Source organism: Scytonema hankhaensis NUACC26 (genome assembly GCF_045865695.1).
In the GTDB taxonomy this organism is placed as follows: domain Bacteria; phylum Cyanobacteriota; class Cyanobacteriia; order Cyanobacteriales; family Nostocaceae; genus Scytonema.
Map to the genome: position 1 here is coordinate 22,639 of NZ_BAACAP010000252.1, position 17,154 is coordinate 39,792.

Genomic DNA, 17,154 nt, shown 5'->3' on the forward strand with positions numbered 1-17,154 from the left:
AGGCTGGTATGTCTAAGTACGACTCCCATTTAAAGTGTTCGTTTTGTGGTAAATCTCAGGAGCAGGTTCGCAAGCTAATCGCAGGACCGGGAGTCTACATTTGCGATGAATGCGTAGACTTGTGTAATGAAATCCTCGATGAAGAGTTACTAGACACGAATGGAGCAGCGTCGTCTCAACCAGCACCCAGGTCAGAACAACCTCAAAAACGTGCTCGTCGCTCTTCAAGTCTCTCGTTTAATCAAATACCGAAGCCGCGAGAGATTAAGAAATACCTCGACGAACACGTTATCGGTCAAGAAGAAGCCAAAAAAGTACTTTCAGTAGCCGTTTACAATCACTACAAGCGGTTGTCCGTAGTTCAGGCAAAAGGTAGTGGCAAAGCATTAGACGATTCTGTAGAACTGCAAAAGTCTAATATTTTGCTGATCGGTCCTACTGGTTGTGGGAAGACTCTGTTAGCACAAACTTTAGCCAAGATTCTTGATGTCCCCTTTGCTGTGGCTGATGCTACGACCTTAACAGAAGCAGGGTACGTAGGAGAAGATGTGGAAAATATCTTGCTGCGACTGTTGCAAGTAGCAGATTTAGATGTTGAGGAAGCACAGCGAGGAATTATCTACATCGATGAAATCGATAAGATTGCACGTAAAAGCGAAAACCCATCTATTACTCGCGATGTCTCTGGTGAAGGCGTACAGCAAGCCTTGCTGAAAATGTTAGAGGGGACGGTCGCTAACGTTCCACCCCAAGGAGGGCGCAAGCACCCCTATCAAGACTGCATCCAGATTGATACTAGCAATATCTTATTCATTTGCGGCGGTGCTTTCGTCGGTTTGGAAAAAGTTGTAGATCAGAGAATTGGGAAAAAGTCAATAGGTTTTGTACAACCAGGTGAAGGTCAGACGAAAGACAGGCGCACGGCTGATACTCTCCGTTACCTCGAACCAGATGACTTAGTGAAGTTTGGCATGATTCCAGAATTCATCGGGCGGATTCCAATGGTAGCAGTGGTAGAACCGCTAGATGAGGAAGCACTGATGGCGATTCTGACTCAGCCTCGTAGTGCTTTGGTGAAGCAATACCAAAAACTGCTGAAGATGGACAACGTACAGTTAGACTTCAAACAAGAAGCTTTGCGAGCCATTGCTCAGGAAGCCTACCGTCGGAAAACAGGTGCAAGAGCGCTGCGAGGTATTGTTGAAGAACTGATGTTGGATGTGATGTATGAGCTACCATCGCGTAAAGACGTGACTCGCTGCACGGTAACGCGGGAAATGGTAGAGAAGCGATCGACAGCTGAATTGTTGGTGCATCCATCTTCACTACCAAAACCAGAATCGGCTTAAAGAATTATGAATTATGAATTATGAATTATGAATGGTAGGTTGTGAGTGATGAATTATGAATGATAAATTAGGAATGGTGAGTACTAAATAGTAAAGTTTAGTTTCAAAATTCAAAAATTTTTTCATTTCAAAATTCATTAACCTATAATTCAACACTTGAAATCCCTTTCATAATTCATAATTCATAATTCAAAAATGTCTTACATTAATGTTCGGGGTGTTGAGCATTACTACGAGTGGATAAAAAAGCCATCTGAGATGGGAGAGAAACCCGTGATGGTTTTTGTCCACGGTTGGGCTGGTTCGGGTCGGTATTGGGAGAGTACGGCACGGGTTTTGTCAGAAGAATTTGATTGCTTGCTTTATGATATGCGTGGCTTTGGAAGATCTGATGGGAAGCCAACCATAGCTCAAGCAAGTGAATCTGTAGCAGAAGCTTTTGAATCGCGATCGCACTCAGCTGAATCTCAAGCTATTCAGGAGTTAACTTATGAGCTTGAGGAATATGCTGAGGATTTGGCGGCTTTGTTAGATGCGTTGCAGCTTCAACGAGTATACGTTACGGCTCATTCTACAGGAACATCAATTGTGACTTTGTTTCTGAATCTTTACCCGCAAAGAGTGGAAAGAGCTATTTTGACTTGTGCTGGAGTTTTTGAGTACGACGAAAAAGCGTTTGCAGCCTTTCATAAATTTGGTGGCTATGTTGTGAAATTCCGCCCGAAGTGGTTGGGAAGCATACCATTTATTGACCGAATGTTTATGGCGCGGTTTTTACGCCGCCCTATCTCGGCTGTAGAACGTAAAGCTTTTTTGGAAGATTTTTTAGTAGCTGATTACGATGCTGCTTTGGGGACTATTTTTACAGCAGTGAGTAAAGCTGCAGCCGAATCTATGCCACAGGCGTTTGCGGGGATAACAGTACCTACACTCCTGGTTTCTGGGGAGTATGACAAAATTATTCCTGCGCAGATGGGGCGTCAAGCAGCAGCGTTAAATAAGAATATTGAATTTGCGGTTATAACAGATACGGCGCATTTTCCCATGTTGGAAGATGCGTCTAGTTACTTGTCGCGGGTGCGTGAGTTTTTGCAGTTGGAGAGTAAAGTGGGCGTGACAGGAATGTAGCAAGAAATGACACAAACTACAGCAATTACAGACACGATTACCAGTTTGGCTGATGTCCAAAATCGTTTTGGCTTGGTACGAATTGAGGATGACCAGTTTTTCGGTGAGTGGTATGAAGGATTGCCTGAAATTACGGAAGCTGAAAAAGCTTCTTTGGATGAACTGCGGCGAAGATATTTATATCATCGTACTGCGGGGGATTTGTTGGAGGGGACGGTGTTGTTGTTGGTGGTGTCACCTTTGTTAGGGGTGGCTGGATTTTACGATCCTCCTTTTATGATTAGGGCTGAACCGTCTGTGAATTTGGTACTGAATGACGGAGAAGAGGTGTTGCGCGGGCGGATTGATGTTTTGGTTGTGCAAAGTCAGTTTTGGGTCATGGTGGTGGAATCTAAAAAAACTGCGCTTTCGGTTGTGTCGGCTTTACCTCAAGCACTGGCTTACTTGATGGCTAATCCTTATCCTGATAAGCCTGTGTTCGGCACGGTGACTAATGGGGATGATATTTTATTTGTTAAGTTGAATCAAGCAGATCGTCCTCAGTACGATTTGTCGCGGGTTTTTACTCTGTTTACTTCTGCGAGGGAGCTTTACAGTGTTTTGCAAATTCTTAAGAATCTTGGTCGGTTAGTGTTCAGTTAGGGATATCCAAGAAATAAACTATCTATCTTGTGGGATGGGCGTCCTCGCCCTTGCGCTTGCATAGGTAAGGCCATAAAAACTGCTCCCGTTACGGTTAAAGTTAAAAGCTTTCTATGCCTGATATTGTTGCTCTTAAGTGCTAATTTGCAGCACGATTTTGCCGCGAACATGCCCACTCTGACTCAGGTCTTGAGCTTGACGAGCTTCAGACAATGGAAAGGTCTGAGTAATAACCGTCTTCACCAGCCCAGAATCGAGTAAATTAGCAATTTCTTCCAACAGCGAGGCCGAGATTTCCATATTCACCATTTCGGCACGGATACCTTGTTCTTGAGCTTTTTTAGAATCGGGGGGAGCAGGGGTTGAAACCAGAATGCCACCGGGCTTCAGCACTGAATAAGACCGCGCTTGAGTGTTGCCGCCTAAAGTATCTAGAACGACATCAACATTCTGAACCACTTGTTCAAAGGGTGTGGCCTTGTAGTCGATTACTCGATCTGCGCCTAGAGATTGAACAAATTCTCCATTTGCAGCTGAGGTAGTTCCAATGACGTGTGCCCCTTTCCATTTAGCAAACTGCACCGCGAACATGCCCACCCCACCCGATGCCGCATGAATCAAAACAGTTTGACCCGGCTTGAGATCCGCACGATCGAACAGCGCTTGATAGGCAGTCATTGCCACCATCGGCACCGATGCCGCTTGCACAAAATCGAGCGTCTGCGGTTTGAGCGCGATCGCATCTTGGGGAGCGGTGGCAAACTCAGCATAAGCTCCCATTTTTAGTTCGCCATACACCGCTTGACCGACTTGGAACGCTTTGACATCGGAACCGATCGCTTCCACAATGCCTGCGACATCCATTCCGGGCGTAAACGGCAAAGGCATGGGAAAAACCTCTTTCATGTAGCCTGAGCGAATTTTGCAATCGAGGGGATTGACTCCAGCAGCTTGAACTCGAATCAACACTTCATTAGGTTGGGGTTCAGGTTGCGCTAGTGTTTCCAGTGTCAGTACGTCTGACTCTCCATACTCATAAACGCGAATTGCTTGCATAATGTTACTCCTGCAAATTTTAGAGCGTGTAAAAAACAATCCATCGCTAGAGAGATATACTTGCTCTTGGGCGAACAATCACTTCGTTGACTTAGGCAGTGCGATTAGACAGACTTCTTCGCGAATGCTGGATACGGCGCGAGCGGCAAGACCTGGGGGACAGAGTAGCCAACCTCGACCAGCGGAAAGCTATCGATCATCTTTTGCAGATGCTCCGGTGACTCCGCTTCAAAAAGAACGACCGCACCGTGGTCTTTCGTGTCCAGCGCCCACGCTTGACGGAGACCTCCCTCCGCGTAAAGGACTTGCACTTGCGCCTCATCTTCGAGTTCCCGTTGCTGAAAGTCAGAGGGCATTCCGTCGGTCTTGAATTTCGGGTTGGATGTGAAGATCGCAAGATATTGCATATGTCACCTCTACTTAGCTTGCTTGATTGGGAAAACCGGACGGGAAAGGAGGCATACTGCGTGGGAAAGCAGACGCCGAAGCCTCAATTAACACGCTGCTGACCCTAAAAAGAGAGCGTGGTCGAAGCGTGCTTAGCTATTTGCGATAGTAACGGCTTGATGGAGGTATTCGTTACTGGAAAGCTGGGCAAGCATGAAGGAGGCCAAGTCGGCACGTGTAATTTTATGGGCCTTCTCGCCCGTTTCCGCATCGAAGACTCGAACGTTCCCCTTGGCGGGGTCGTCGGTGAGGAGGGCTGGGCGAAGAATCACCTAGTCCGGACCGCTCGATTCGACAGCGGACTCCATTGCCGCTTTGTCCTTGTCCGCACCGCGCAACAAGGTCGAAACCAGTAAGCGCTCATACAGGGTGGCATTCGCCTCACTCTCCCCTTCGCCAAGCATGGAAGTGACCACGAGACGGCGCACACCATGTCGCTGCATGGCAGCGATGATTGTGTTGGCGGCACTTGATTCGAGCGTAGTTTCCTTGTAAGGCGTTTTACCGCCAATTGTGTCAAGCACAGCGTCTTGACCGAGGACTGCTGCGTCCATCGTGGCACTGTCAGTGGCGTCACCTTCGATGACGCGAACGTCCGAGACTTTGTATTCGTCAGCTTTGTGAACGAAGGCCGTGACTTGGTGATTGGCGGCAACAGCTTGTTCGACTACAGCTCTACCGGTCTTGCCGGCGGCTCCTATAACTAGGATTTTCATGTTTTAACTCTCCTATGCAACGCTTAGTAGGTTTTTCGGTCAGAGAAATGCGGCTTTGATTAGGACTTCTGGGCGAATGCAGGATCTGGGGCGAGAGGGAATATCTGGGTGTTAGAGTAGTCAGCCTCGATCAGTGGAAAGCTGTCGATTATCTCTTGTATGTGCTTCGGTGACTCCGCTTCAAAGAGAACAGCCGCGCCACGATCCCTCTTGCCCAGCACCCACGATTGACGGAGAAGTCCCTCCATGTAGAGATCTTTCGCTCGCGCCTCTTCCTCGAGTAACAGTTGCGGGAAGTCAGAGGGCATTTCAGAGGTTCCGAATTTCTGTTTGGGTGTGAAGATAACAAGATATTGCATATGACACCTCTATTTAGCTTGCTTAGAGACTCCGATCGAATTGGAGATCCAAAGGGTAACACGGACGGTTGTAAAATCTGGTTTCAAAGCTGTCACCGCCGATCCGATCGAATCGGAGATCCAAAGGGTAACACGGATGGTGTTTTTCAAACGGGCTTTCATTTCGGTGGCGATCGAGTGTGTGCTGGGATGCTCAAAACAATGTGAAATCACCGTAATATTTTTCATTCAAGGCTTGATTTCATCAAGTACGATTGCTTAGATTTAAAATTTTTTCTGTACTTGACATTTCCTAGTGTAATCAATCAACTTGTATAGATAAAGGTGGTTTTTATGAATTGATTGTTTGTAATATGGGACAATGGCAGGTGCAGATACTCTCATCGCAGTAGAGTGCAGGTTATGGACGATTTGAACGCTGTTTTAATATTTCTCAAAGTCGCGGAACTGGGAGGATTTGTCGCAGCAGCACGATCGCTGGATCTACCTAAATCTACTGTCAGTCTGAAGGTCAATCAGCTAGAGCAACGGCTAGGAGTCCGATTATTTCATCGCACGACGCGGCGGATTTCTCTAACTGAAGAAGGACGACTGTATTACGAAAACTGTTTACCCATTCTCTATGCGTTACATGACGGTAGTGATGCGATCTCTAGCTTGCAGGAACATCCGCAAGGCATTGTGCGAGTAACAGCCACCATGTTGTTTGTGCAGTCTGTTCTCGCACCCAATTTGCCGGAGTTTCTGCTGACCTACCCTGATATTCGAGTGTTTCTCCATGCGGCGACTGAATACAAGGATATTGTGAAAGAAGGGTACGATCTAGCGATTCGGATTGGGCAATTAGACGATTCAACCCCGAGCGTGCGGCGGATTAGCACAGGTCGTCTAAAACTCTTTGCCAGCGCAACCTATCTCAAAACTGCTGGCGAACCAAGAGCAATTGCTGATTTGACCAGTCATGCGCTGCTTTGTATGGCTCATCGTCAGAACGAAGTGACCTGGAGATTATACAATGAACAACGGGAAACAGTAACGCTCTCCTTTTGTCCGCGACTACTTAGCAATGACGCTGCTCCCATTTATCAAGCAATCGTTGCTGGAGTTGGAATTGGGCTGCTACCGGAATTTCTGTTTCAGCAGGAATTACAGGGTGGGGATATAGTAAACGTCTTACCCCAGTGGTCGTCAGCTCTAGTCCCGATTAGCGCACTTTGCCCCAGTCGAAAATATGTCCCAATGAAAGTTAAAGTCTTTCTAGAGTTCCTTGAGAAAAAGATGCGCTAAAACTTATATGTTGGGAGCGGGTAACGCTGTACAAAGCAATGCAGGGAGAGGAAGTTCCCCCAATTTGTAACGCGGACGTCTCTCTGGTGATTCGACATTGTGCTTAGAGGTAGGTTAGGATTATTACAATTTATATATAAGTAAGATGGCGGAAACGGTTAGAGTTAGAGTTGCTAAGGATAAGGCTGATTTGGTAAAAGCTTTGACTTCGAGTGATGGCGCAACGGGTCCTTTCCAAACTTATGCTGATGCGATCGCTTTTGCTGCTGCTTTGGGTGCGAAGCATAAACGGCGTGTGGCTTTGGGGGAGATATCTAAACGGGAACCTGCTCCTATAGGACAAGAAATTTTTGTATCGAGGGGATACGATCTGGTTATTAAGTTATTGGGAGTGACTGCAACTCAGGATATCAATATTCTTTCTTCTCAAGATGACAAGTTTGAAAATGAACGTCTCCGTATTTTTGAGGAATATGCTAACGGGGGTCTGGAAATTTTACAAGCTGAGGTTCGGGGTACGGTGGATTATTTGGAGCGCATTTTGTTGCTTCTTAGCTCTGAACGATTTGAGCAAGAAGAGGAAGACGAGGAATTTAATTTAACTAAATTCCTGTCTTGATATGTGGCTTTTAACTCATAAGCTAGTTCCATTCCAGCCTATTTTTTACCATCTTCACTGCATCAGTTACAGCATTTGCAGTAGTTATGACTCTATATGGTTTATTTGGATTTTTAGGTTGGGGATCTATCCTAACTATATTATTTCTCCACACATCGTAGTCTCTTGACCAATTAATTTGCGCTAGTTGGGAAATTTTTTCTTCAGCGAAATAATTGCTTTCAGGTGAGTAAGTCCAGTATAGTAAACGTCCTAAAACTTCCAATCCAACACTCACACCTAGTAAACAATCTTCTTTAAAATTGGCTACATCATTAACTGTTAATTCTTGAACGCTTTTAGCGGAAATATATTTTGTATTTTGGCATTCTAAAAAAAACTGATTTAGGCATTCAACTAAAGATTCAGACTTTTCTGTAACATCAGAATCTTGTAGTTCGTCATTTGGGTTATTAGTAAAAACACAACTAACAAATCTTGCTAAAAAATTCATTGTATAAATTAGCTTGTTTTTAGTTGAGGGATTTGCTTTAACCTTTTCTGTTTTACCAGAAAACATTGGTACTCTGTTAATTAATTCTTTAGTAATACCAACTCTACCAGAGTACTCTCCAAACGATAGCAATAAAGATTTATCTAGCGATCTAGTTTGAGCCATGTCTCGAAAATCTGTTTGACACTGACGAAAATCGCCTTCTAAAACTAAAGTAATAGGAAAATCATGCTCGGCAATTAACTCGCTTTCAGAGCTTTCTATTAATTCGTGAATCGCTCGTTTTCTATGCTGTCCATCAGTAATATCTAGCTTAACTGTACGGCGAACAATCACCAAACACATATTTCGATACAATTGAATAACTTTTATATCTTTTGGATTAACATTTGCCGTTAGTGTCCCCAAGATCCAAGGTTTTTGTTTCCGAGCACGGTCAAGAATATAATGTTTAATTTCCTCTGTATGTCCTTGAACTTCCGGACGATTTTTACCAGAATCAGGATCGTTACCAGTTGATGGCTTTGCTTGAAGAAGGCTGGAAAAGTCGCTGGCTGGCACATTAATTTGTAACATATCCCGCTTTCCCTGCTGAAACATGAGACCTATGTAACAGCGATCGCGGTGATTCTTGGAAAAAAGTGGCTCAATCAATGTACTAATCTGAGCTTTATCTTGAGGCACAATAATCTCGTTATTATCTTCATTTAAAAAGGTCATAAATATCCTACAAAATTTGGTAGACGCTAGCAAATCTAAGAGACTAATTTTAAAATTGCAGCTTAAGGATAACTATACGCAACGTTGTTATTAGTTAATGAATTTGCTCTTCCTTTAATGTAACTAATAACAAAGTAGATTTTAGTTCTAATTGTTTAGTTTATATAAAGTTCTTGTTAAAACTTACTCTATGTGGGACTGAGAAATCGTCTTTATCGATCGAGAAGAAAAAAGGAAGCAGTTTGGTTTAAATATTGGGATTCTGACCCCAACCTAACATGAGCAAAGCCGACATTGTTGGGGTTTGAAACCCGTTCTTGTTAAGGTTTGAAAGAATTCACATCGATCTTCTTTCTGCAAACCTCAACATCCGGATAAATCAAACTCTGCAAATTCTTATTCCAAAGTTACTACCGATCGGGACTTACGCAAATTCAACGGTATTTTGGAGATTTTGCTTGTTACAGAACCCCCAACTAGAGAGGAGACCACTCACCGCCCCCTTAAAGAGCTTATCTCCTCAAACCCTTTCTCCATAACTATTTTGCAATTGTTAAGAAAGATGCAGGTAATGCATAGCCTTAAAAAGAGGGGCTATACTTAAATCCTACTTATATCAAAAAAGGCATTATAGAACTTTATATTATGTTTGGAATTCCTAACTGCTTGGGTTCAACAAATTTACCATCAAAACCTATTGTTTTATCTTCAACAGTTCTGGCTTTAGCCAAATCTCTACGCAATTCAGCACGTTCAACGCTGTCTTCCACACCACCTAAAATATAGATGAGCAACCTTGCTGCAAGATCCCGTCCAGCAACCTGTACTCGCTTCTTGTTTGGATCGTATAAAACACCATACCAAAGAGATTTGGGGTGCTCCATTCCACTAAACCCACCTTCGCGATCGAACTTACGGAGCTTTTTAAATACGTCTTCTAAGGAAAATCCCATTTTAAATATTAAAATACCGAGAGCTTGAGCTAGAGCAACTTGACCAACAGGACGGAAAAGTATATTTCCTTCACCTCCGTTTTTTTCAAAACTAAAGTGTCGTAAAGCTGGTGTCTCTTCATATTTGAGAATGTTATAGCTGGGAAGACTAGCCAGATAATCAAAGAGTGTTTGAAAGTCCTTGATTCCTTCTTCAAGTTCCTCATTCTCCGGTCGCATCGGGATTAAACCTTTGTCTAAAGGTTTCCAGTGCAAAAACTTTTGCCCTAAGTATCTTTCAGACATTTCTTTAAGTGCTTGTAGGGTTGTCAAAACAGTGGACTTGGTCGCAACAGTTGCACTATTCCAATTGACTCGAGGGTTTCTTCCTTCGCACTGCTCTAACAGTGGATGGGTTACAGCAATTTTTCTAGCAACAATCGAAAAACCATCGTCTTCATTCAATTGTGCAAGTTGACCTTTACTTAAAGGTACTGCCATGAGGTTGACGTGAACAAACACGGATCTAACGCGCAATCTTGCTTCTTCACGGGTTTCACCAGCAGCGATCGCACAAATAAATTCTATGCCAATTTCTTCTTGAGGTAATTTTTTCAAATCATCAGGTGAAACTTGGTATTGCTCTAGCAAATCATTGACTGTTATGAAGGTATCGAAAGGAGTTTTATCTTTTCTGTATCTCCGCAGTTTACCAGTTTTAAGTAAGTCTATTAAACCTTGTACTCCCATCAACCGATGTTGACCATCTAAGGCATAAATAGTTACATCTTTCTCAGAAATATTAAGTAAACCGAATTTCCCATCTCGATCGAAGGGAGTGAAATCTGTTGTAGGTTTTATGGCTCGTCCTTCACTGTCCCACTCCGGTGCTTCAGGGTTGTCTACCCACGATTTACTAATAACCACTAGAACTGGTGGGAATTTGTGGTGTTTTCGAGTTGCCAAGTACTGTACCAATGGTGCTTGACGCGACCAGTCTAGCGGACGTTGTTGAACCTCATCAATACTTTCGGCGTCTATCTCGACGTTATCAGTCTGGGGGTTATATTTTTTTTGAAACAAGGGTAAGTAAGACGCAAAGTTGACTCGGCTTGCAAACCATTTTAGGGTGACAGAACTAACATATGCCTGAGTACCACCCATTTCAGTTTTTTGAACTAAAATCTGGTCAGTTCCCTCTTGATACTTATCAAGCATAGAAGCAAGTAAATTTTGATGCTCGTCTTTCTGTGCTTCATACTGACTGGCAATTTCAGTATTACGGTTGTCTTGAGTGGTAGCCATATTAGTTTTTAAAAACTTAAAACTAGAGTTGAAGTTAAATTTACAAGAAATTGAGTCTTTATAAAAAAAAGTTTTTAAAAACCTTAATTTGTACTAATTTATGCAAGAATAGGAAGTCCTTGACAAAAACAACCTCTAAACACCAGAGGCGTAGGTCAGCACCCCGCACTAAAGTGACGGGGCTTCGTGCCCCCGAATTTTAGTTAGCTGACCAGCTTAAGTTCTTAATTGAACTACGTTATTAGCAAGAGTTAAAATTCTCACCTACAGATGCGTAGCCAGTCTGTGGCTCTGAAACCGAGTAATTAAACAGACATACGAAGGGTAAGTCAGTGTTACTTGGAAAGTGAGGCAGCCCTGAAGGCGGGTCTCCCGCCGTAGGGGACTGCCGAACCCGTAAGGGTACCGACTAATAACTTTGGCGAGGCTAACTTTACCCGTAAGGAGGGACATTTATGTCCAAAGTATTTTTAATTGACGCAAACAAACGACCTTTAGATCCAATACATTCAGCACAAGCGAGGCAGTTATTAAGAAACAAAAAAGCAGCAATTTACAAAAGATTCCCTTTCACCTTAATTTTAAAAGAATCAAAACCAGATATACCCGTGCAACCTTTAAGATTAAAAATCGACCCAGGTTCTCAAAAAACGGGAATAGCAATAGTTAATGATTCTACAGGTGAGGTTGTATTCGCAGCAGAATTAAAACACCGAGGTTTCGGAATACGAGAATCACTGACTTCTAGAAAGCAGTTGAGACGGAGTAGAAGGAATCGTAAAACTCGGTATAGAAGACCTCCCAAACACGAATGGTATAGAAAAGGTAACAAAAAACCCGTCCCAAAACAACGAAGAACTTGGCTAGCTCCAAGCCTAAAAAGCCGTATTGACAACATCAAGGCTTGGGTTGAAAGATTACGTAGAGTTGCGCCAATTGAAGCAATATCTCAGGAATTAGTGCGTTTTGATATGCAATTAATTCGCCATCCAAATATTCAGGGAAAAGAATATCAACAGGGGACATTGTTCGGCTACGAAACTAGAGAGTATCTTTTAGAAAAATGGAATAGACAATGCGCTTACTGTGGTGCTGCATATGTTCCACTTCAGATAGAACACATTCATTGTCGAGCCAAAGGAGGTAGCGATTCGATTACAAATCTTACATTGTCATGCGAAAAATGTAATCGGAAAAAAGGGACAAAAGATATTAAAGATTTCCTCAAAAAAGCTCCGGCAAGATTGGAGAAAATTTTGCAGCAAGCAAAACAATCACTTGCAGATGCTACTGCTGTTAACACAACTCGATTTGCTTTATTGAAAATGTTAAAAGCAACAGGGTTACCAGTAGAAACGGGTTCAGGTGGACTGACAAAGTTTAATAGAATCCAACAAGGATTACAAAAAGAGCATTGGATTGATGCAGCTTGTGTTGGTAAGTCAACCCCGATTTTAAATATCAAAGGAGTTAAACCATTACTGATTACAGCAAATGGTCATGGAACAAGACAAATGTGTGGAACTGATAAATACGGATTTCCAATTCGTCACCGTAGTAGAAAACAAATTCATTTTGGTTTTCAAACTGGAGATATTGTTAAAGCAGTTGTCACTAATGGGAAAAAGATTGGGGAGTACATTGGACGGGTTCTTTGCCGTGCTACAGGTAGTTTTGATATTGTGAGCTACTCCGTTACTCTGGTTCCCAGAGTTGTAGGAAGTGGCGAACCCGTAAGGGCTACTAAATTTGGAAGAGTAGCAGGAATTAGCCACAAATATTGTAAACACATTCACAAAAAGGATGGTTATTCGTATGCATTCTAAAATATTTGGACTGCCATTGAAATGGCTCGTGTCGTGAAGCAGCGTTGTAGAAAGGTAACATTCGTAGACGACTGCTGAACCCGAAGGGCAGTTCCTCCTCGGTCTAAAGACACGAGGCTTCTCTACTCCCGGAGGCTTTTAGGTGATAAAAAGCGGAAGTTTTGAAACAAGCCTGCTTTTGCAAGCTTTATCTATTGAACTTCCCTGTTTCTCAATGAAATTAGAAGTAGTTGAACAAGGATTAGGTAGATGAGTACCACGGAACAGCCAGAAAACAAAGGTCAAACTCAGCGACCTGCAGCAGAGTTAGTAGAAGACATCCAAGCTCTAACTACCGAAATCCGAGAATTGTACTGCTTGGATGCAATTCCTTGGGTAGTAGGATATTCTGGAGGTAAGGACAGCACGGCTACTTTACAGCTAGTGTGGAATGCGATCGCAGGACTCGCACCGAACAAGCGCACGAAAACAATACACGTTATCACGACAGACACCCTTGTAGAAAATCCTTACGTGTCTGCATGGGTACGCAATTCCCTAAAGCAGATGAAACTAGCAGCTATCGAACAACAAATGCCAATAGAACCCCATCTGCTACAGCCAGACGTTAAAGAAACATTCTGGGTAGGTTTTATTGGTAAAGGATACCCAGCCCCAAAAGGAAAATTTCGTTGGTGTACGGAGCGGCTTAAAATCAATCCATCTAACCGCTTTATTCGCGATGTTATCAGAAACAGTGGAGAAGCTATTGTTGTTTTGGGGACTCGCAAAGCTGAAAGCACAAATCGTGCTGCTAGGATGAAGAAATGGGAAGCCAAGCGGGTACGCGATCGCCTCAGCCCCAATATGAATTTGCCAAACTCCCTTGTTTACAGCCCAATTGAAGACTGGCGAAACGATGAAGTTTGGTTGTATCTGATGCAATGGGAAAACCCTTGGGGATACAGCAACAAAGACTTATTCGCTATGTATAGAGGTGCTAGCGCTGATAATGAATGTCCTCTAGTTGTTGATACATCCACCCCCAGTTGTGGTAGCTCTCGTTTTGGATGCTGGGTTTGTACGTTGGTGAGTCAGGATAAATCTCTAGCAGCGATGATTCAAAATGATGAAGAGAAAGAGTGGTTACAACCTCTACTAGAATTGCGTAAGGAATTAGATGCAGAAGAAAACCGCGATCGCCGAGACTTTCGTCGTAGAAATGGTGATGTGCAACTGTACGAGCGCAACTCAGATGGAGAAGTTTCCGTTGAGCCAATACCCGGTCCCTATGTTAAAGAAGCTAGAGAGGACTGGCTGAGAAAACTCTTAACTGTTCAAATACAAATTCGTCGCACCGCACCAGAAAATATGCGCGATATCACGCTAATTACTGTAGAAGAACTGAGTGAAATTCGGCGTATATGGTTAGAGGAAAGACACGAGTTTGATGATAGCTTACCCAAAATCTATCAGGAAGTCACGGGCGAACCTTTTAAAGATCCCCGTCCCGGCGCTGGTATGAGTTTACTAGGTAGTGATGAATGGGCTGTGCTTGAAGAAATCTGTGGTGAGGACGCAATGCACTTAGAACTGATGGCGAATCTTTTAGATACAGAACGCCAGTACCGCAAACGAACTCGCCGTGTGGGAATATTTGACACGCTAGAAAAATGTTTTGAAACCAGTTCGCGTTCCCAAGATGAGGCTGTTAGAAACGCGCATTTGAAACGAGATTTGAAGGAGGCTGTTGTTGACGGCGATGTCGCAAAAATCAAGCAGTTAACATTAGGCGACGCTGCTATTACAAATAGTGTGGAATCAGACAAACCGCAAAGTTGGCGACAAGTTAAGTTTCAAGCTAAAAACGTAGAGAACTTAGACAATTAACTTTTAGAAGATGTTCGGAAAGTATTGGGCGAATATATTCGCTACTACACAAACGAAGTCCGCAAGACAAGGACTAACGGTGAAAAATCAAGATTTTAAAATCCACGCAGGTGGATTTTGCTTGTATAGTCACGATTACGAACATCGCCCAGAACAAGTGTTAAAACTGGAGTTGGTTAAAATTAAGCCTGTATCAGGCTTTCTCAACCCACGCATCCAAAATCCCTCAATCCAAAATTGTCTAAAAAACTACTGTGATATTCCTTGAACTCGTACTACAAAATTTCGGTCCTTACTACGGTCGTCAAGTCATTACACTTGATTCTAGAAAAAACGGTAGTTCTTGCCCTATTATCTTATTTGGTGGAATGAATGGTGGTGGCAAAACAACTTTAATGGATGCTATTCGCCTTGCGTTGTATGGACCTCGCGCTCAATGTTCTACCCGTGGAAATCTAAGTTATAGTGATTTTCTCACGCAATGTGTTAACAGTTCCACTCCCCCAACAGAGAAAACTCGTATTGAATTGGCTTTTGAACATATTGAAAATGACAAACCAGCTCGATACCGTATTGTCCGAACTTGGGAAAAAAATCCCAAAGATGGGAAAGACCATTTGGGTATTTTGGATATTGGTGTAAATGACGAATGGCTTGACACTGGCTTGGTTAGTATATGGGATGAGTATGTTGAAAATCTTATTCCTTTAGGAATTTCTAACTTATTTCTGTTTGATGGCGAACAGGTAAAGGAACTAGCACAACAAGACATACCTCCACAAAATGTTGTGGAAGCAATTCGCGGGCTTTTAGGTTTAGAGCTAGCAGAACGTTTGGCAGAAGATTTAGATATTTTAGTCAGCCGCAAACGCAAGGAACTAGCTGATACAAAAGACTTAGCAAATTTGGAAGAAATTGAACAAAGACTGCTCCAACAAACAGAGGAAAAACAAGCAACTCAGGAACAATTAGAACACATTACAGCTAAATTAGAAGCAGCCGAAGAAAAACAGAAAATCTCTCTTGATAAATTCATCTCAGAAGGTGGCAAAATTGCAGGAGAACGCAGTCAGCTAGAAAAACAGCGATCGCAAGTGACATCGGAAATCGAACAAGTCCGTCAAATTATGTGTCAATTGGCGGCTGATGTCTTACCACTGATGTTGATTCAACCTTTACTGGTTGAGGTTCAGAAAACGGGAGAAAGCGAAATTCACACTTCACAAATACAAATAGCCCGAAGCGTTTTACTAGACAGAAATGAACGTTTAATTAATCAGATTTCTCAATTAGATTTATCAGATGAACAATTTGATAAAATTAAATTCTTGATTGAAGAGGAAAGCGAGCTATTGGCTTCAAATAGTGATGATGCATGGTTATTGGCTAATGCAAAATTGCTAGCTCAACTCTCGCATATCCTAAGTTATTCTTTAGAAACTGCCAAATTTTCTGCTCGACAGCAACTTGAGTTACTGAGAACAAAAGAAGAAGAGCTTATAACACTAGAAAGACAATTGCAAACGGCTGCTTCTCCGGAAATCTATCAAAAACTACATGAAGCACACACTGAAGCACAAAATAGAGTTGCTCAAATCAAAGTAGAATATGAAGCAAAAAAACGTTATTTGGTTGAATTAGAAGCCGCTAATGAAAAGTCAATAAGAGATTTAAAAAAATATACAGACCAAAATATTGACCGTAAGAGTAAAGAGCATATAATTACTGCTTCTGCTAAAGTTCAACAAACACTTAAGCTTTTCCGCGAACGCTTAACTCTAAAAAAACTTAATAAACTGGAAGTGGAAGTGACTGAGTGTTTTCGCTACTTGTTACATAAGTCCGATCTGGTACACCGGATAGTCATTGATACTGATACCTTTGGTCTCTCTTTGTACGATCTACAAGGTAAGATGGTTCCAAAACACCGTTTATCTGCGGGAGAGAAGCAACTTTTAGCGATCGCATTTCTTTGGGGATTAGCTCGTGTTTCCGGGCATCGCTTACCAGTAGCAATTGATACTCCTTTAGGAAGGCTAGATTCTTCTCACCGCACGAACTTAGTTGAGCGTTACTTTCCCTCGGCTTCTTATCAGGTAATTTTACTTTCTACCGATACAGAGATTGCAGAAAAAGAATTTAAAGTCTTGCAAGAAAATGATGCGATAGCGAATAAATATCTCCTGCAATATGATTCATCGACTCGTCAAACAATAGTTAAAGAAGGATATTTTTGGTAATACAATTTTGAATCTACCCCACCCTAACCCTCCCCAATACATCGGGGAGGGAACTAAAAATTCAATTTCTCTCATTCTAAAAGAACTAACAATTCACTTTCCCCCCTTTCATGCGTGGGGACTAAGGGGGGTAAATTTAACGCCAAAACAACTGTGTGTACAATAT

The 17,154-nt window shown here is 42.6% G+C and carries 15 protein-coding genes and 1 pseudogene; 10 read left to right on the forward strand and 6 right to left on the reverse strand.

The window, feature by feature from the left end; genetic code table 11:
• The first annotated feature begins 8 nt into the window (after positions 1–8).
• The 3 genes from clpX (at position 9) to ACKTT2_RS48605 (ending at position 3,119) form a co-directional block, all read left to right on the forward strand.
• Positions 9–1,349, forward strand: coding sequence for an ATP-dependent protease ATP-binding subunit ClpX (gene clpX / locus ACKTT2_RS48595; RefSeq protein WP_407900314.1), 1,341 nt, complete (start codon positions 9–11; stop codon positions 1,347–1,349).
• A 195-nt stretch (positions 1,350–1,544) separates the two neighbouring features.
• The gene (locus ACKTT2_RS48600) at positions 1,545–2,477 is read left to right on the forward strand and encodes an alpha/beta fold hydrolase (protein ID WP_407900315.1); all 933 of its coding nucleotides are present in this window, start codon (positions 1,545–1,547) and stop codon (positions 2,475–2,477) included.
• 6 nt (positions 2,478–2,483) lie between these two features.
• Entirely contained in the window at positions 2,484–3,119 is a 636-nt protein-coding gene (locus tag ACKTT2_RS48605; RefSeq protein WP_407900316.1) for a type I restriction endonuclease subunit R, read from the forward strand.
• Between the two features lie 132 nt (positions 3,120–3,251).
• On the opposite strand, the gene ACKTT2_RS48610 is transcribed toward ACKTT2_RS48605, so the two are convergent.
• The 4 genes and pseudogenes from ACKTT2_RS48610 to ACKTT2_RS48625 all read right to left on the reverse strand — a co-directional run bounded on the left by ACKTT2_RS48610 (position 3,252) and on the right by ACKTT2_RS48625 (position 5,697).
• Positions 3,252–4,175: an NADP-dependent oxidoreductase gene (locus tag ACKTT2_RS48610; RefSeq protein WP_407900317.1), complete on the reverse strand. Its 924-nt coding sequence runs from the start codon at positions 4,173–4,175 to the stop codon at positions 3,252–3,254.
• A gap of 104 nt (positions 4,176–4,279) precedes the next feature.
• Positions 4,280–4,582, reverse strand: a complete 303-nt coding sequence (locus tag ACKTT2_RS48615; RefSeq protein WP_407900318.1) for a muconolactone Delta-isomerase family protein — start codon at positions 4,580–4,582, stop codon at positions 4,280–4,282.
• Between the two features lie 132 nt (positions 4,583–4,714).
• Positions 4,715–5,338, reverse strand: a pseudogene (locus ACKTT2_RS48620) (NAD(P)-dependent oxidoreductase).
• Positions 5,339–5,397: 59 nt separating this feature from the next.
• A complete protein-coding gene (locus tag ACKTT2_RS48625) occupies positions 5,398–5,697 on the reverse strand; it encodes a muconolactone Delta-isomerase family protein (protein ID WP_407900319.1) in 300 nt (99 codons plus the stop codon).
• Here ACKTT2_RS48625 and ACKTT2_RS48630 point away from each other — a divergent pair, their 5' ends adjacent.
• The 3 genes from ACKTT2_RS48630 to ACKTT2_RS48640 all read left to right on the forward strand — a co-directional run bounded on the left by ACKTT2_RS48630 (position 5,698) and on the right by ACKTT2_RS48640 (position 7,603).
• On the forward strand, positions 5,698–5,904 hold the full coding sequence (locus tag ACKTT2_RS48630; protein ID WP_407900320.1) for a hypothetical protein: 207 nt from the start codon (positions 5,698–5,700) through the stop codon (positions 5,902–5,904). It begins immediately after the preceding gene.
• Between the two features lie 195 nt (positions 5,905–6,099).
• Entirely contained in the window at positions 6,100–6,984 is an 885-nt protein-coding gene (locus tag ACKTT2_RS48635) for a LysR substrate-binding domain-containing protein (protein ID WP_407900321.1), read from the forward strand.
• A gap of 145 nt (positions 6,985–7,129) precedes the next feature.
• The gene (locus tag ACKTT2_RS48640; RefSeq protein ID WP_407900322.1) at positions 7,130–7,603 is read left to right on the forward strand and encodes a DNA phosphorothioation-associated protein 4; all 474 of its coding nucleotides are present in this window, start codon (positions 7,130–7,132) and stop codon (positions 7,601–7,603) included.
• Positions 7,604–7,625: 22 nt separating this feature from the next.
• Here the strand turns inward: ACKTT2_RS48640 and ACKTT2_RS48645 are convergent, their stop codons facing one another.
• Together ACKTT2_RS48645 and ACKTT2_RS48650 are read right to left on the reverse strand one after the other, a co-directional pair.
• Positions 7,626–8,816, reverse strand: coding sequence for a DNA sulfur modification protein DndB (locus ACKTT2_RS48645; RefSeq protein WP_407900323.1), 1,191 nt, complete (start codon positions 8,814–8,816; stop codon positions 7,626–7,628).
• Between the two features lie 638 nt (positions 8,817–9,454).
• Entirely contained in the window at positions 9,455–11,053 is a 1,599-nt protein-coding gene (locus ACKTT2_RS48650) for a DGQHR domain-containing protein (protein ID WP_407900324.1), read from the reverse strand.
• Between the two features lie 455 nt (positions 11,054–11,508).
• On the opposite strand from ACKTT2_RS48650, the gene iscB reads away from it, so the two are divergent.
• The 4 genes from iscB (at position 11,509) to dndD (ending at position 16,988) form a co-directional block, all read left to right on the forward strand.
• Positions 11,509–12,879 (forward strand): RNA-guided endonuclease IscB, encoded by a 1,371-nt coding sequence (gene iscB / locus ACKTT2_RS48655; RefSeq protein ID WP_407900325.1) that lies wholly within the window; start codon positions 11,509–11,511, stop codon positions 12,877–12,879.
• Positions 12,880–13,128: 249 nt separating this feature from the next.
• A complete protein-coding gene (gene dndC / locus ACKTT2_RS48660; RefSeq protein ID WP_407900326.1) occupies positions 13,129–14,748 on the forward strand; it encodes a DNA phosphorothioation system sulfurtransferase DndC in 1,620 nt (539 codons plus the stop codon).
• 79 nt (positions 14,749–14,827) lie between these two features.
• The gene (locus ACKTT2_RS48665; protein ID WP_407900327.1) at positions 14,828–15,016 is read left to right on the forward strand and encodes a hypothetical protein; all 189 of its coding nucleotides are present in this window, start codon (positions 14,828–14,830) and stop codon (positions 15,014–15,016) included.
• Positions 15,003–16,988, forward strand: a complete 1,986-nt coding sequence (gene dndD / locus ACKTT2_RS48670) for a DNA sulfur modification protein DndD (protein WP_407900328.1) — start codon at positions 15,003–15,005, stop codon at positions 16,986–16,988. Before ACKTT2_RS48665 ends, dndD begins: the two co-directional genes overlap by 14 nt.
• Positions 16,989–17,154: the final 166 nt, after the last annotated feature.

What these genes read in the sequence shown, in the direction of transcription:
- clpX (WP_407900314.1), top strand. Translation starts at nt 9, where the DNA reads ATGTCTAAGTACGACTCCCATTTAAAGTGTTCGTTTTGTGGTAAATCT.
- ACKTT2_RS48600 (WP_407900315.1), top strand. Translation starts at nt 1,545, where the DNA reads ATGTCTTACATTAATGTTCGGGGTGTTGAGCATTACTACGAGTGGATA.
- ACKTT2_RS48605 (WP_407900316.1), top strand. Translation starts at nt 2,484, where the DNA reads ATGACACAAACTACAGCAATTACAGACACGATTACCAGTTTGGCTGAT.
- ACKTT2_RS48610 (WP_407900317.1), bottom strand. Translation starts at nt 4,175, where the DNA reads ATGCAAGCAATTCGCGTTTATGAGTATGGAGAGTCAGACGTACTGACA.
- ACKTT2_RS48615 (WP_407900318.1), bottom strand. Translation starts at nt 4,582, where the DNA reads ATGCAATATCTTGCGATCTTCACATCCAACCCGAAATTCAAGACCGAC.
- ACKTT2_RS48625 (WP_407900319.1), bottom strand. Translation starts at nt 5,697, where the DNA reads ATGCAATATCTTGTTATCTTCACACCCAAACAGAAATTCGGAACCTCT.
- ACKTT2_RS48630 (WP_407900320.1), top strand. Translation starts at nt 5,698, where the DNA reads ATGACACCTCTATTTAGCTTGCTTAGAGACTCCGATCGAATTGGAGAT.
- ACKTT2_RS48635 (WP_407900321.1), top strand. Translation starts at nt 6,100, where the DNA reads ATGGACGATTTGAACGCTGTTTTAATATTTCTCAAAGTCGCGGAACTG.
- ACKTT2_RS48640 (WP_407900322.1), top strand. Translation starts at nt 7,130, where the DNA reads ATGGCGGAAACGGTTAGAGTTAGAGTTGCTAAGGATAAGGCTGATTTG.
- ACKTT2_RS48645 (WP_407900323.1), bottom strand. Translation starts at nt 8,816, where the DNA reads ATGACCTTTTTAAATGAAGATAATAACGAGATTATTGTGCCTCAAGAT.
- ACKTT2_RS48650 (WP_407900324.1), bottom strand. Translation starts at nt 11,053, where the DNA reads ATGGCTACCACTCAAGACAACCGTAATACTGAAATTGCCAGTCAGTAT.
- iscB (WP_407900325.1), top strand. Translation starts at nt 11,509, where the DNA reads ATGTCCAAAGTATTTTTAATTGACGCAAACAAACGACCTTTAGATCCA.
- dndC (WP_407900326.1), top strand. Translation starts at nt 13,129, where the DNA reads ATGAGTACCACGGAACAGCCAGAAAACAAAGGTCAAACTCAGCGACCT.